Here is a 14974-nt window from a genome sequence, read left to right on the forward strand (position 1 = left end):
CTCAACCGTCCAGTGACAACTCCGCGAGTTCGTCGTACAGCAAGTCTTCGGGGACCGAATCGGCCCATCTGAGTGCCGCAACGTCGTCACCGGGAGTCGTTTCGAGTTCCCCATCGACCGGCCGACCGTCGAAGCAGACGTAGGGGTTGGGTACGGGCTGGCGGTCGGTCCAGTCGTCCATATAGAGGAGGTGAACCTGTGCGAGGCCAGCGATGTCGGCGCCGATGCCGGCCACCTCCTCAAGCGCGCGTCGGGCACACTCCCGATAGGACTCTCCCGGAAGTCGGCCGTCGCCTGGGTCGACCCACCCCTCAGTTCCCTCGAAGCGGACGAGCAGGACGCGACCGTCGTCGTCGCGGACCCGGACCCCGGCCCCGCCGACGACGCCGAAAGAGTCGAACGTCTCTACCAAGGCGTCGCGGGCGTCCGGGTCACAGTCCACGCGGCGACCCACGAGGTCGACCTCGCCGTGTTCGGCCGCGAGGTCCGCAACGAGCGCGTTGACGTGCCGGTGGAGTTCGGCGGACACACCGTCGAAACGGGACCGAGCGGTTTGTGCATTACTGATTTCGGGGCAGCCATGGGGACGGCAAAAGAACTATTCGTGCCGTCGTCGTCGGCATCGGCGTGAATGCTGATCGCGTTCGTCGGTGGCTGGCTTGGCGACATCCTCGGTGAACTCGCCCTGTGGAGCGGCGTCCTCCTGGTGTTCGCGAGCGTTCTCGCACTGTACTCCGCCTGGAAGCAAAGGGAAATGGCCACACTCGTCGACGAGACGCCGCGTGTCGACATCGGCGACATCGAATCACCGGGACTCGTTCGCGTCCGTGGGACGGTCGCTCAGTCGGCAGAGGGGACGTTTATTTCGCCCATCGCCGGCGACCGGGAGTGTGTGCTGTCGGCGTGGGAAATCGAAGAGCAGTACGACACCCCCAAGACGAACAGTTGGGAATCCGCCGCGTGGGGCGTCCGCTCGGAGCCGTTCGGTATCGAGGACGCGACGGGAACGCTGTCGGTGGCCATCGACGACCGGACGGTCGGAAACGAGACCGGCGACGTGTTTACCCCGGAAAAGTTGCTCGTCTCCGATGGTGTCGCAGTCGACGGATTGCAGTGTGCGTTCGGCACCTTCGAGACGGAAGTCGAAACCGGCTACGAGGAGTTGCCACCGAAGCGAATACGAGACTTCCTCGCTGCTACCCCGGGCGTATCGGTCGACCCGATGGCGACGGACCTCGTCGTCGATGCGAGCAAGCGGCGCTACAGCGAGGCGACACTCCAACCGGGCGACGAGGTCAGTCTCCTCGGACACGTGAGCAAGCGGAGCGATTCGGTGGCACCGCAAGGCGAATCCGAGCGCTTCGTCATCACCCACTCAGAGGAGTCGACTTTGTATCTGTCGACGGAGCCGTTCGACGACGTGCCCGATGGGAGTGGCGCTGTGTTGTTCGGAGTGCTCGTCGGTGCGGTCGGCGTTGGTCTCTTGGTGGCCTCGCAGTTACTGTAACCGGGTGTTAGTCGAGCGGGGACGACGAGGGGTCGACCGGTTCGGATACGCTTTTTATCGGCCGGCCTGAGGTTCGGGTATGACCACTTCGAGCGCGCCCGGGAAGGTGTATCTCTTCGGCGAGCACGCCGTCGTCTACGGCGAGCCGGCCGTCCCGTGTGCCATCGAACGGCGCGCGCGGGTGACCGTCGAACCCCGCGACGACGACCGCCTCCGCGTGCAGGCCAAGGACCTGACGCTCGATGGCTTCACGGTGACGTGGGGCGGCGACGCCGACGACCGTCCCGACGTGAACGTTCCGACGCCGCTGGTCGAGGCGGCGATGGGCTACATCGACGGCGCCGTCGAACAGGCTCGAGACGCCGCCGACGCGGCCGAAGCGGGCTTCGACATTACCGTCGAGAGCGACATTCCGTTAGGGGCGGGCTTGGGGTCCTCCGCCGCCGTCGTCGTCGCGGGCATCGACGCTGCGACACGGGCGCTGGGGGCCGACCTCGCGCCCGAGGAACTCGCCGACCGCGCCTATCAGGTGGAACGGGAGGTACAGGACGGCGAAGCCTCCCGTGCCGACACGTTCTGTTCGGCGATGGGCGGGGCCGTCCGCGTGCAGGGCGACGACTGCCGACGGCTGGAGGACCCACCCAATCTCCCCTTCGTCATCGGCTACGACGGCGGAACCGGCGACACCGGCGAACTCGTCGCTGGCGTCCGAGCGCTCAAAGACGAGTACGACTTCGCCGCCGACACCGTCGAAGCCATCGGCGACATCGTTCGAAACGGCGAGGGCGCGCTACGGAACGGCGACATCGAGGAACTCGGGCGACTGATGGACTTCAACCATGGCCTGCTGTCGGCGCTCGGTGTCTCGGCACGGACGCTGGACACGATGGTGTGGGCCGCACGGGAAGCCGACGCCCTCGGAGCGAAACTCACGGGCGCCGGTGGTGGTGGCTGTATCGTCGCCTTAGACCGGACCGAACAGACCCACACCGCCCTCGAGTACACACCCGGCTGTGAGGAGGCGTTCCGGGCGGAGTTGGACACCGAAGGCGTCAGAGCGGAGCCAGATTCATGACCACGGTACTGAAACTCGGCGGGAGCGTCATCACCGAGAAGGACCGGACGGAGACCGTCGACGTGGCGAATCTCGGCGCCGCCGTCGAGGCCCTCGCGGGCCGCGAGGACGTCGTCGTCATCCACGGCGGGGGAAGTTTCGGCCACCACCACGCCGCCGAACACGGCGTCTCGACGACCGAGGGAACGCACGACGACGAAGCGGTTCGAGCCATCCACGAGGCGATGAAGCGACTGAACGCGGCCGTCGTGGAAGGGCTCTCGGGTGAGGGGACGCCCGCACTACCAGTGCATCCACTGTCGGTCGCCTCACGGGACGCCAACGGGCGCCTTGATGCACCCACGGCCCACGTCGAGACGATGCTCGCGGAAGGGTTCGTCCCGGTTCTCCACGGCGACGTCATCGCCCATGACGAGAAAGGGGCGACCATCCTCTCGGGTGACGAACTGGTCGTCGCTCTTGCCTCTGCGCTCGATGCCGACCGCGTCGGGGTCTGTTCGGCGGTGCCGGGCGTCTACGACGAATCCGGCGAGGTCATTTCACACATCGACTCGTTCGAAGCCGTTGCCGACGCCCTCGGCGGGAGCGACGAGACGGACGTGACCGGCGGTATGGCCGGGAAAGTCCGCCAACTGCTCGAACTCGACGCCGAAGCCTACGTCTTCGGCATCGACGGTCTCGATGCGTTCCTCGACGGACGGCAACCGGGCACGCGAATCGACTGAAGGTTTTTATTCGAAGCCGGGACCAGACGCCCCGTGCCCGAGTGAACTGTCCCGGCGCCGTCGGATACCGTGCGGTGTGGCGTCGGGGAGCGGCGACACCGCCTGTCAGCTATTCAAACTGTTCGACCAGTTCCGTCTTGTCGATTTTCTGGCTTCCGGTCCGCGGGAAGGAGTCGACGAACTCGATTCGTCGTGGCTTCTCGTAGCCGGCGAGCCCCGCATGGTCGTCACAGAAAGCCTCGACGGCATCGGCTGTCAGGTCGGCGTCGCCGACGATTGCCGCAGTGACGGCTTCACCGAGACGCTCGTCCGGCGTGCCGAACACCGCAACGGCCTCGATACCGTCCATTTCGGTGAGAACGCTCTCGACCCGCGAGGGAGCGACCTTCTCTCCACCCGAGAGGACGATGTCGTCGAGGCGGTCGACGAAGTACAACACCTCGTCTTTGCGGCGAACCACGTCACCGGTTCGGAACCACTCCCCATCGAAGGCGCGGTCGGTTCGGTCGGGGGCCTCCCAGTAGCGGGCCATGACGCTATCGCCGCGGAGCCACAACTCGCCGTTCTCGCCGTCGACACAGTCCGCACCGGTGTCCGGGTCGACGACGCGTGCCTCCACTGTCGGGACGGGCCGTCCGAGTGCCCCTTCCGTCCGGGGCGTCTCGGGTGTCCCTGCGACGGTCAGGCCCGCGGCCTCGGTCTGGCCGTAGTAGTTCAGCAGTTCGTCGACGCCGAAGGCCGATTCGAACTCTTGGAGCGTCGATTCGGTGGCCGGACTCCCGCCGTAGAAACACATCCGGAGCGAGGAGGTGTCGTGTTCCCGGGCGGATTCGTCGCCGAGTGCGTCGACCATCATCGCCGGTACCAGTCCCGAGATGGTCGCTTCGCTTTCGGCGACAAGTCGTGCCCACTCGGCGGCGCCCCACGCCGGATGGATGACGACGGACCCACCGGTGAACAGCCCCATCAGCGTCGCGCCGTGGAACCCACCGACGTGGAACAGCGGGACGGAAACGACGGCGGTGTCCTCGGCCGTCACGTCGTACGTCGAGATGCCCGCCTCGACCTGCGCGCCGACGTTTCGGTGGGTCTGGACGACACCCTTGGGGTCGCCCGTCGTCCCCGAGGTGTGCATGACGATTGCGGTGTCGTCATCCAACCGCTTCGCCGGGTCGGGGGCGTCTTCGGGGTCACCGAAGGCCTCGGAGCGGAACTGGCCGGCGTGGCCCTGCAGAACCGTCGGCTCGACGGTGGCGGCTTCCAGAGCGTCCTCGGCCGTGCTGGCGAAGACGGCGTCGTGGACGACGATTTCCGGAGCCACGTCATCGAGCACGTACGCCACTTCCTCCGCCCCGAAGCGGTAGTTGACCGGTGTGAACACACAGCCGGCGCGCCACGCACCCAACGCCGTGGCGACGACCGTCGGATTGTCGAGCATGTAGGCCGCTACGCGGTCGCCAGGTTCCGTCCGGCTGTCGAGAAACGCGGCGACGGCCCTGGCCCGCTCGTCGAGAGCGGCGTAGGTGATATCCTCACCGTCGGGGTCGACGACTGCGGAGGCGTCGGGGTTGCTTCGTGCCTGTCGTGCGAAGCGCTCGTAGATGTTCATAGCCGTTGCTGTACGCGCCTCGATATAAGTGTGGGTCCCGCTATCAGGGAGCACTTTTCAGCCCCAGCGCCGTTGAGCGGACGATGGAGTACGACCGCTTCGAGTTCACGCAACCGATGTACGGCGGCGTTAACGTTCTCCGAATCGGCGATACGCTCGTCGACACCGGCCACGTCGCCTCCGTCTCGCGAGAGGCCGTCGCCGCCGCCCTTGACGACGAACTGGCCAGCATCGAGCGCGTGTTGATTACACATCCCCACATCGACCACGTCGGTGGGTCCCAGACCATCGACGCGCTGGCGGAGTTGCCCCACATCGTTCCCGAAGGGTCGGTCGACATCCTCTACGACTACGCCGGGTATCTCCAGCGGGCTCGCGAGGAGATGACGCGACTGCTCGGTGGGTTCGATGCCGACGATTCGACGTGGGACGTGTACTTCCCCGTCCGCGACGACTACGCCGAGGAACGGATTCGCGTCGAACGACAACTGAGTGATGCCGACACGGTACGCTGTGGTGACTACGAACTGACGGCCGTCTCGACGCCGGGCCACGCCGACCCACATCTCGTCTTCTACCACGAGCAGAGCGGAACGCTGCTGTCGGGTGACCTCGTCGACCGCGACGGCCGCTTCCAGTACGGACCGCTGTTGGGAGATGTGGGCGACTACAAGCAGTCGCTACGGCGGATTCGGGACCTTGACCCCGAAACGCTGGTGCCGATGCACGGCCCACCGATGGACGACCCGGTGGCGCGAATCGAAGCCTCGCTTTCGAACGCCGAGACGACCGAGCGGCGACTGCTCGATTTTCTCGACCGACGTGGTCCGTGTTACGCACGGGAGTTCGTCGCCGAGGAACTCGGAGTCGGCGGGGCACGGGCGCCGTTTTTGACGCTCGTCGTCTACGAGTACTTGCGACACCTGGAAGCGGAGGGGCGAGTGACAATCGACGTGACGGCGGAGGGAATCGAAATGTCTGCCGCGTGACTACAAGTCGAGCAGTTCCTTGGCGATGATGTTGCGCTGGATTTCGCTCGCGCCCTCGCCGATTTGATAGATTTTCGTGTGGCGGTAGTGGCGTTCGACCGGATAGTCGGTCGTGTAGCCGTTGCCGCCGTGGAGTTGGATGGCGTCGCTGGCGACTTCCTCGGCGATTTCGCTGGCGTACAGTTTCGCCATCGAGGCGAGTTTGGTCGGCTTCTCCCCGTCGTCGACGCGCTGGGCGGCGTCGTAGACGAGTCGGCGTGCGAGTTCGACTTTCATCCCCATGTCCGCGACCTTGTGCTGGACAGCCTGGAACTCCCGGAGTTCGCGGTCGAACTGCTCGCGTTGGGAGACGTAATCGATTGTCTCCTCCAGACAGCCCTGTGCGATGCCGAGCGCTTGGGCGGCAATGCCGACACGCTCTTCCTCGAAGAACTCCATGAGTTGGTAGAACCCGGCGTCCTCGTAGCCGACGAGGTTCTCCTCGGGGACGCGAACGCCGTCATAGCGGAGTTGCGCCGTCTCGCTTGCGTTCCAGCCGAGTTTGTGAATCTCGCTTTCGACCTCGAAGCCGTCGCGGTCGGTCTCGACGATGAACGCCGAGATGCCGCCGTGGCTCTCACCACCAGTGCGGGCCATCGTCAACACGTAGTCCGCGATGGTGCCGTGGGTGATGAACGTCTTCACGCCGTCGATGACGTACTCGTCGCCGTCTTTCTCGGCGGTCGTCTCGATGCCGGCGGCGTTCGAGCCGTGGTTCGGTTCGGTGTTGCCGAGCGCGCCGATGAGTTCCCCCTCGGCGATGCCGCGGAGAATCCACTCCTTCTGTTCGTCGGTGCCGTACTCCCGAATCATTCGGGTGCCGAACTCCGTGCCGATGGCGGCAAGCATGCCTGCATCGACGCGACAAATCTCCTCCATGAACAGACACGTCTCGACCTGCGTGAGGCCGGCACCGCCGTACTCCTCGGGGATGGTGCCGCCGACGAGTCCCGCATCGACGGCCTTCTCCCAGACCTCCTCGGGCCACTCGCCGGTCTCCTCGTGGTGACGTGCGACGGGAGCGATTTCGTTCTCGGCGAACTCGCGGGCGGTCTGTCGAATTGCGCGCTCCTCTTCGGAGAAGCCGAAGTGTACCATGAAACTACAAACAAGTGTGTCAGTTTAATCCTGCCGGCGCTCGCAGGTACTGCCGGAACATGTGGTGGCGTAACACTAATCAATAATGATGTATACTAGCACACAGCATGAATTTTGCCACCCACGTCGACGCGATAGCTCGCAGTGCACCCGACCGTCTGGCGATGACCAACCACACACGGGAGGTCACCTACGCGGAGTTGGCCGGGGAGACGAACGCCTTCGCCAACGCCTTAGAGTCCCTCGACGTCGAGGCCGGCGACCGGGTCGCGCTGTACCTGCCGAATAGTATCGGCTTTATGACCGCGTATCTGGGCGCGATGAAACGCGGTGCGATTCCGTTTCCCATCAACATGCGGTTCCAAGGGGAGGAGATACAGTACGTACTGGAGGATTCGGGAGCGGTCGCAGCGGTGACTCACGGGCAGTTCGAGGACGTACTCGCCGGACTCGACGTGCCGTCGTTGGAGCATCTCGTCGTCGCCGACGGCGAGAAGGGACACAGCTACCGCGAACTCGTCGGGACCGCCGACACCGACTACGACGCCTACCCGCGAAAGGAAGACGAACTCGCGGAGTTGATGTACACAAGCGGAACGACGGGCCGGCCGAAGGGCGTCAAACACACTCACCGAAACCTCGGGACGAACGCTCGCGGCCTCGTCGAGGCGATGGGGTGGTCGAAGGATACGACGACGCTGACGGTGTGTCCGCTGTTCCACGTCTCGGGACTGAACGTCTCGACGACGCCACTTTTGACCGTCGGCGCGGAGAACCACTTCCTACCAGAGTGGGACCCCGACGCCGCACTGGCGACGATGGCCGAACACGACGCCACCTACGCCTTCTTCATCCCGACGATGGTCATCGACTTACTGGAGCGTGATGTGTCCGACCACGACCTCTCTTCGCTGGAATTGATTGGTGTCGGCGGGTCGCCGATGCCGAAAGAGCGCATCGAGACCGTCGAGGAGACCTTCGGCGTGACGCTCCTGGAGGGGTACGGCATGACCGAAACGACGCCGCTCGCTGCCATCAACCGCCCGGGGCAGGACGTTCGGAAGGCCGGCAGCATCGGCCCGCCGGCGACGGAAGTCGTCGACGTACGCATCGAGAACCCCGAGACCGGCGAGGCCGCCGATACCGACGAGAAAGGCGAACTGCTGTGGCACGGCGACACCGTCACGCCGGGGTACTTCCGGATGCCCGAAAAGAACGAGGAGGCCTTCGTTCAGCGAGAGGGCAAACGGTGGCTCCGCTCGGGCGACATCGCCCGGATGGACGAGGACGGTCACCTGTTCGTCGAGGACCGCATCGACGACATGATAATCACCGGCGGGGAGAACGTCTACCCCCGTGAAATCGAGGACGTAATCTACGAACTCGATGGCGTCGTCGAGGTGGCCGTCATCGGGACACCACACGATCGACTCGGTGAGACGGTCACCGCCGTCGTCGTCGGTGATGGACTCTCGGCCGACGATGTCGAACAGCACTGCCGTGGCCGGTTGACCGATTACAAGATTCCCCGTCGCATCGAGTTCGTCGAGGAGTTACCGAAGACCTCCACGCGGAAAATCGACAAGGTGTCGCTTCGGGACGATTTCTGACGCCCGTATTAATCCCCCGGTAGTGGGAGACGACGGATTAATACTGGCTCCCTGCGGGGGTTGTTCGCATGCCGAACGATTGGCCGGAGACGCCACCGAGTACCGACATATTCGCCGACGACTTGCTGGACGGAGAGACCGCGCTCATCACGGGCGGCGGGACCGGTATCGGCGAGGAGATGGCGCTGGCCTTCGCCGACCACGGTGCCGACGTTGCCGTCGCTTCCCGCAACATGGACCACCTCGAACCCGTCGCCGAAGCCATCGAGGAGAAGGGCCAAAACGCCTGTGCGACCACCGTCGACATCCGCGAGAAGGAAGAGGTCGACGCGATGCGCGATACGGTTCTCGACGAGTTGGGCGACATCTCGATTCTCGTCAACAACGCCGGTGCGAACTTCCTGACGCCGCTTGAGGACCTCTCGGCGAACGGCTGGCGGGCCGTCGTCGGCACCATCCTCGACGGCACGGCCTACTGTACGATGAGCGTCGGCGATTACATGATAGACAACGGCGGCGGCTCCATCATCGCGATGGGTGCGACGAACTCCGTCCACGGTGCGCCGTTCCACGGCCACTCCGGGGCGGGGAAGGCCGGCGTCCACAATCTGATGCAGACGGTCGCAAGCGAATGGGCGAAGTACAACGTCCGCGCGAACACTATCGCACCGGGCATCATCGAAACCGAAGGCGTCACCGAAGCGGCAGGCGGTGCCCTCCCGGAGCAGATACTCGACACCGTCCCGGCCGACCGCTTCGGAACGGCCGACGACTGCGTGCCGCTTGCGGTGTTTCTCGCCAGCGACGCCTCGGCGTACGTCACCGGCAGTTACTACGTCGTCGACGGCGGCCACCTGCTGTTGCCGTCGCCGTACTAGGGTTTGATTTCCCTCCCGCTCCGAGCGCCGTCTATGCCCTCCATTCGTGGTGGTTCGACGTGAGCGTCGTCGTCGGTGTTCTCGGCTTGCTGTTGTTCACCGTGGGCGTTCTCGGCGTCGGATACGGCTGGCGCCGACGCCGACACCGAAGCGTCATCGCCAGCACCGAAACGACCGACGTGTTACGACTGACCCCCGGACCGGCCGAAGTGGTCGGGACCGCCGAACGGAGCGACGACGGGCCGCTCCCGGCGCCCTTTTCAGAGGAGTCGTGTCTCCTCGCCGAGTGGGAAATCGAGGAGTGGGAGGAGTCGGGAAAACACTCCAGTTGGCGAACCGAAGGGAAAGGAACGGTGACGACGCCGTTCTACGTCGACGACGGCACCGACCGGGTGTTGGTACGGCCGAGCGAGGCGACGGTCGACCTCGCCGGTTCACGGGAGACGACTCACGTTGGCGTCGACGAGGAACCGCCGGAGTCGATACGCCGGTTTCTCGACCTCGATTCGACGCCGGGAGACCCCAACGAGGCGCTCATCAAGGCCCTCGACTGGGGAACGCAGGTCGGCGACCGGAAGTATCATCAACGACTCCTGAAACCCGGCGATGAGGTGTACGTCCACGGAACCGCGACCCGAGTCGGCGCGGAGACGTTCGGGAGCAACGACTTCGAGTTGATCGAGTCGGCCGACGACGGCCATCCCGACGCGGAGTTGTTCCTCGTCGCCGACAGCACCGAGTCGGAACTCATCGCTGACAGACGCGACTGGCTGCTGTACGCCGGGGCGGGAAGTCTCGCCGCCCTCGCCGGTCTCGGGGTGGTGGCAGCGACGGTTCTCCCACCGTAATCGCCGGCGGAGAGGCGCTACGGCGTGAGTTCGTCCGACCCACGTACTTTTTAACCCCGGAGGTAGAAGCTTCGGATAACCGAGCAACGGTCGCCCCGGACACGCATGGGCGACCGGCAGACGCTGGCGGGAGACGGCCGATTGGGCAGGAACGTGGCGGCGTTGCCGCGACGGTTGCCTCGTCGGTTCCGACCGCCGGCCCACCGAATCGGTCGGTGTCGCGTCCGTCATAGACGGCCCTGCGGAAGCCGGTCGCTCGTTCGTGAGTCCGGAGAGCGGTCTCTCGGCTCTCAACTATGGAAGTAGAAATCGCGACAATCGGCGGCTACGAGGAAGTCGGACGACAGATGACAGCGGTACGGGCAGGCGACAACGTGGTCATCTTCGACATGGGATTGAACCTCTCGAAGGTGCTCATCCACGACAACGTCGAAACCGAACGGATGCACAGCCTGGACCTCATCGACATGGGGGCCATTCCGGACGACCGCGTGATGAGCGACATCGAGGGCGACGTACAGGCCATCGTTCCGACGCACGGCCACCTCGACCACATCGGCGCCATCTCGAAACTCGCCCACCGCTACGACGCACCCATCGTCGCCACGCCGTTCACCCTCGCGTTGGTCGAACAGCAAATCGAGAGCGAAGAGAAGTTCGGCGTCCAAAACGACCTCGTCGAGATGGAAGCCGGCGGCACGATGCCCATCGGCGAGAAGTGCGAACTCGAGTTCGTCAACGTCACCCACTCAATTATCGACGCTATCAACCCCGTCCTCCACACGCCGGAGGGCGCCGTCGTCTACGGCCTCGACAAGCGAATGGACCACTCGCCGGTGCTGGGCGACCCCATCGATATGAAGCGGTTCCGGGAAATCGGCCGCGAAGGCGAGGGCGTTCTCTGTTACATCGAGGACTGCACCAACGCCAGCAAGAAGGGCAAAACACCCTCGGAGTCGGTCGCCCGCGAGCAACTGAAGGACGTGCTGTACTCGCTTGAAGACTACGACGGCGGCATCGTCGCCACCACGTTCAGTTCCCACATCGCACGCGTGAAATCGCTCGTCGAGTTCGCCGAGGACATCGGCCGCCAGCCCGTCCTGCTGGGCCGCTCGATGGAGAAGTACTCCGGCACCGCAGAGCGACTGGACTTCGTCGACTTCCCGAGTGACCTCGGGATGTACGGCCACCGCAAATCCGTCGACCGCACGTTCAAGCGCATCATGAACGAGGGCAAAGAGGACTACCTCCCGGTCGTGACGGGCCACCAGGGCGAGCCGCGAGCGATGCTCACCCGGATGGCCCGCGGCGAGACGCCGTACGAACTCGAAGACGGCGACAAGGTCGTCTTCTCGGCACGAGTCATCCCCGAACCGACCAACGAGGGGCAGCGCTACCAGGCCGAAAAACTGCTCGGCATGCAGGGCGCCCGCATCTACGACGACATCCACGTCTCCGGGCACCTCAACACTGAGGGCCACTACCAGATGCTGGAGGCACTCCAGCCGCAGAACCTCATCCCGGCCCACCAGGACATGAAGGGCTTCTCGCCGTACGTCGACCTCGCGCGGAATCAGGGCTATCAGCTCGGTCGTGACCTCCACGTCACCGAGAACGGGAACACGATACAGCTGACGGAATGAGCTCATCAGACCGCGTCGAATCGGCGATTGCGGAGCGACGAGAAATCGTCAACGAGGCGATTACCGAGCAGTTGCCGGTCCAGAAACCCGAGCGACTGTACGCCGCCTCCCGCTACCTTCTGGACGCGGGCGGAAAGCGACTCCGACCGACTATCTTACTGCTCACTGCCGAGGCCATCTCCGGCGTGGAGCCGTTCGACGCCGAGTACCGCGAGTTCCCGTCGCCCGCCGGTGAGGAGGTTGACGTGCTCTCCGCGGCCGTATCCATCGAGGTCATCCAGTCGTTCACCCTCATCCACGACGACATCATGGACGACGACGACCTTCGGCGCGGTGTCCCCGCGGTCCACCGCGAGTACGACCTCGAAACCGCAATCCTCGCCGGGGACACGCTGTACTCGAAGGCTTTCGAATACATGCTCGACACCGGTGCACCGGCCGAGCGGAGCGTCGAGGCGCTCGACGAACTCGCCACCACCTGTACCGAAATCTGTGAGGGGCAGGCGCTGGACGTGGACTTCGAGAACCGCGGGGACGTGACGACAGAGGAGTACCTCGAGATGGTGGAGTTCAAAACCGCCGTCCTCTATGCGGCGGCGGCGTCAATACCCGCCATCCTGTTGGGTTCCGACGACGAGACTGTCGACGCGCTCCACGGCTACGGCCTCGACATCGGGCGTGCGTTCCAGATTCAGGACGACCTCCTCGATTTGACCGTCTCCAGCGACACGCTGGGCAAACAGCGCGGATCGGATCTCATCGAGGGGAAACGGACGATTATCACGCTGCACGCCCGCGACCAGGGCATCGACGTGGAGAGTCTCGTCCCCGAGGACCCGACCGAGGCCGAAATCGAAGCCGCCGTCGAGACGCTGGAAGACGCCGGCAGCATCGACTTCGCACGCGAGATGGCACAGGACCTCGTCGAGAGCGGCAAGGAGCGACTCGAAGTGCTTCCCGACGGTGAGTCCCGTCGACTGCTCGAATCCATCGCGGATTACCTCGTCGAGCGCGGGTACTAAGACCCCTTTTTGCACGGTTGCTCACCGACGGTGACTCTCGAACCACCTCGATGAAAAAGACACTCCGCCCGGCTTTTTATAAATGATAGCGCGGCCAGAGGGCCCATGCCCTGACGATTCGCCGGCTATCCGCCGAGACGGGAGTGTGGAATACGGATAGTCGAAAAGGTGAGGTTCGTTCCGCCTGTTCGCCATCTGCCGACAGGTTCGTGACAAGAGCTTTGAGGTTCGTGATAGATATTGACCGACAAGGCTCATGAAGCGAGAGATGCGCACCACGGACTTCCTCGACCGGGCCGTCGATATCTACGACGACGTGACTGGAGTCGTCGCTCACGACGGGAGCGAATACACCTACGCGGAGGTCAACGACCGCGTCAACCGGTTGGCCCACGCCCTCGAGGAGCGCGGGGTCGAAAAGGGCGACCGCGTGGCGCTTTTGGCGCCGAACACCCACTACTTCATCGAGACGCTCTACGCGACGAACAAACTCGGCGGCGTCTTCGTCCCGATGAACTACCGGCTGACCGCCGGCGAACTGGAGTACATCCTCAACGACTGTGCGGCCGACGTCGTCATCGCGGATTACGACTTCGCCGAGGAGGTCGAACCCATCCGTGAGGACGTAGCCGCCGACCACTTCATCGGCTACGAGGCCGGCCGCATCGACGGGGAGTGGGACGACTACGAGGACCAACTCTCGGAGCAACCGACCGCCGAACCCGACCGCCCGGACATCGCCGAGGACGACGACGCGAGCATCAACTACACCTCGGGGACGACAGGCGACCCGAAGGGCGTCGTTCGGACCCACCGGACCGAACACTGGCATGCACTGGTCCTCAACCAGCACATGGAGATTCGCGACGACGACACCTACCTGTGGACGCTGCCGATGTTCCACTGCAACGGCTGGGGCCACACCTACGCAATCACGGGTACCGGCGGGACCCACGTCTGCCAGCGCACCTTCGACGCCGCCGACACCTTCCGGCGCATCCAGGAGTACGACGTTAGCTTCCTCTGTGGGGCGCCGACGGTGCTGAACAACCTCATCCAGTTTCACGAGGACAACGACGGGGATGTCGTGACGACCGGCGACCGCGACGTGCGCATCGCGACGGCCGGGAGCGCCCCCGCGACGGCGACCATAGAGACCGTCGAAGATGAGTTCGGCTGGCGCATCATCCACATCTACGGCCTCACCGAGACCGCGCCCATCATCACGACCAGCAACTCGCCCCGACGGCTGGCCGAACGCGGTCGTGACCTGAAGGTCAAACAGGGCTCGGAGACACTCTGTACCGATGTTCGGGTCGTCGACGAGGACGGCAACGACGTCCCCCGAGACGGGACGACCATCGGCGAAATCGTCGTCAACGGCAACCAGGTCATGGACCGCTATCTCAACAAGCCCGAAGCGACGGAGCAGGCGTTCAGCGACCGAATCGAGGGGTATTTCCACACCGGCGACCTCGCGACCATCGACGAGGACGGCATGGTCGCCATCCAGGACCGCCGCAAGGACATAATCATCTCCGGCGGCGAGAACATCTCCTCCATCGAAGTCGAGGACGCCCTCTACGACCACGAGGACGTGATGAAGGCCGCCGTCATCCCCGTTCCCAGCGAGAAGTGGGGCGAGACGCCGAAGGCCATCGTCGTCGAACGACCCGGAGCCGACCTAGCCGAAGACGGGCTCATCGATTTCGTCAAGGAGCGGTTGGCGAACTACAAGGCGCCGACCAGCGTCGATTTCGTCGACGACTTCCCGGAGACGGCGACCGGCAAGGTCCAGAAGTACGAACTCCGAGAGCGGTACTGGGACGACGAGGAGCGTCGGGTCGGCCAGGAGTAGTCGACGGCCTGCCCCGACCGCTCCCCCCGGTCGGAATCCACGATGTTTTGGTGCTCCCCGGGGAAGTCGTCGT

The 14974-nt window shown here is 64.6% G+C and carries 13 protein-coding genes; 10 read left to right on the forward strand and 3 right to left on the reverse strand.

All coding sequences use genetic code 11. The features are described from left to right. Position 1: 1 nt before the first annotated feature. Positions 2 to 529: an NUDIX hydrolase gene (locus tag NMP98_RS05525; RefSeq protein ID WP_254860544.1), complete on the reverse strand. Its 528-nt coding sequence runs from the start codon at positions 527 to 529 to the stop codon at positions 2 to 4. A gap of 102 nt (positions 530 to 631) precedes the next feature. Here NMP98_RS05525 and NMP98_RS05530 point away from each other — a divergent pair, with 102 nt between their 5' ends. The 3 genes from NMP98_RS05530 (at position 632) to NMP98_RS05540 (ending at position 3307) form a co-directional block, all read left to right on the forward strand. Beyond that, positions 632 to 1507: a hypothetical protein gene (locus NMP98_RS05530; protein ID WP_254860545.1), complete on the forward strand. Its 876-nt coding sequence runs from the start codon at positions 632 to 634 to the stop codon at positions 1505 to 1507. Between the two features lie 79 nt (positions 1508 to 1586). Further along, positions 1587 to 2582, forward strand: coding sequence for a mevalonate kinase (gene mvk, locus NMP98_RS05535; protein ID WP_254860546.1), 996 nt, complete (start codon positions 1587 to 1589; stop codon positions 2580 to 2582). Continuing rightward, positions 2579 to 3307: an isopentenyl phosphate kinase gene (locus NMP98_RS05540; protein WP_254860547.1), complete on the forward strand. Its 729-nt coding sequence runs from the start codon at positions 2579 to 2581 to the stop codon at positions 3305 to 3307. Before mvk ends, NMP98_RS05540 begins: the two co-directional genes overlap by 4 nt. 109 nt (positions 3308 to 3416) lie before the next feature. Here the strand turns inward: NMP98_RS05540 and NMP98_RS05545 are convergent, their stop codons facing one another. Next, positions 3417 to 4916 carry a class I adenylate-forming enzyme family protein gene (locus NMP98_RS05545; RefSeq protein WP_254860548.1) on the reverse strand — a complete coding sequence of 500 codons (1500 nt, stop codon included), beginning with the start codon at positions 4914 to 4916 and terminating at the stop codon, positions 3417 to 3419. A gap of 83 nt (positions 4917 to 4999) precedes the next feature. On the opposite strand from NMP98_RS05545, the gene NMP98_RS05550 reads away from it, so the two are divergent. Continuing rightward, positions 5000 to 5905, forward strand: a complete 906-nt coding sequence (locus tag NMP98_RS05550) for an MBL fold metallo-hydrolase (protein ID WP_254860549.1) — start codon at positions 5000 to 5002, stop codon at positions 5903 to 5905. Here the strand turns inward: NMP98_RS05550 and NMP98_RS05555 are convergent, their stop codons facing one another. Further along, the gene (locus NMP98_RS05555) at positions 5906 to 7042 is read right to left on the reverse strand and encodes an acyl-CoA dehydrogenase family protein (protein ID WP_254860550.1); all 1137 of its coding nucleotides are present in this window, start codon (positions 7040 to 7042) and stop codon (positions 5906 to 5908) included. A 107-nt stretch (positions 7043 to 7149) separates the two neighbouring features. Between NMP98_RS05555 and NMP98_RS05560 the strand changes: the two genes are divergently transcribed. From NMP98_RS05560 to NMP98_RS05585, 6 genes are all read left to right on the forward strand, one after another. Next, a complete protein-coding gene (locus NMP98_RS05560; RefSeq protein ID WP_254860551.1) occupies positions 7150 to 8652 on the forward strand; it encodes a class I adenylate-forming enzyme family protein in 1503 nt (500 codons plus the stop codon). Positions 8653 to 8720: 68 nt separating this feature from the next. After that, complete coding sequence (locus tag NMP98_RS05565) at positions 8721 to 9530, forward strand: SDR family oxidoreductase (RefSeq protein WP_254860552.1); 810 nt, start codon at positions 8721 to 8723, stop codon at positions 9528 to 9530. A gap of 59 nt (positions 9531 to 9589) precedes the next feature. Further along, on the forward strand, positions 9590 to 10378 hold the full coding sequence (locus NMP98_RS05570; protein ID WP_254860553.1) for a GIDE domain-containing protein: 789 nt from the start codon (positions 9590 to 9592) through the stop codon (positions 10376 to 10378). A gap of 296 nt (positions 10379 to 10674) precedes the next feature. Beyond that, on the forward strand, positions 10675 to 12021 hold the full coding sequence (locus NMP98_RS05575; RefSeq protein WP_254860554.1) for a ribonuclease J: 1347 nt from the start codon (positions 10675 to 10677) through the stop codon (positions 12019 to 12021). After that, the gene (gene idsA3, locus NMP98_RS05580; RefSeq protein WP_254860555.1) at positions 12018 to 13043 is read left to right on the forward strand and encodes a geranylfarnesyl diphosphate synthase; all 1026 of its coding nucleotides are present in this window, start codon (positions 12018 to 12020) and stop codon (positions 13041 to 13043) included. Before NMP98_RS05575 ends, idsA3 begins: the two co-directional genes overlap by 4 nt. A 256-nt stretch (positions 13044 to 13299) precedes the next feature. Beyond that, the gene (locus tag NMP98_RS05585; protein WP_254860556.1) at positions 13300 to 14901 is read left to right on the forward strand and encodes a long-chain-fatty-acid--CoA ligase; all 1602 of its coding nucleotides are present in this window, start codon (positions 13300 to 13302) and stop codon (positions 14899 to 14901) included. Positions 14902 to 14974 lie beyond the last annotated feature (73 nt).

The sequence above is a fragment of the Natronomonas gomsonensis genome, from assembly GCF_024300825.1.
Lineage (GTDB): Archaea > Halobacteriota > Halobacteria > Halobacteriales > Haloarculaceae > Natronomonas > Natronomonas gomsonensis.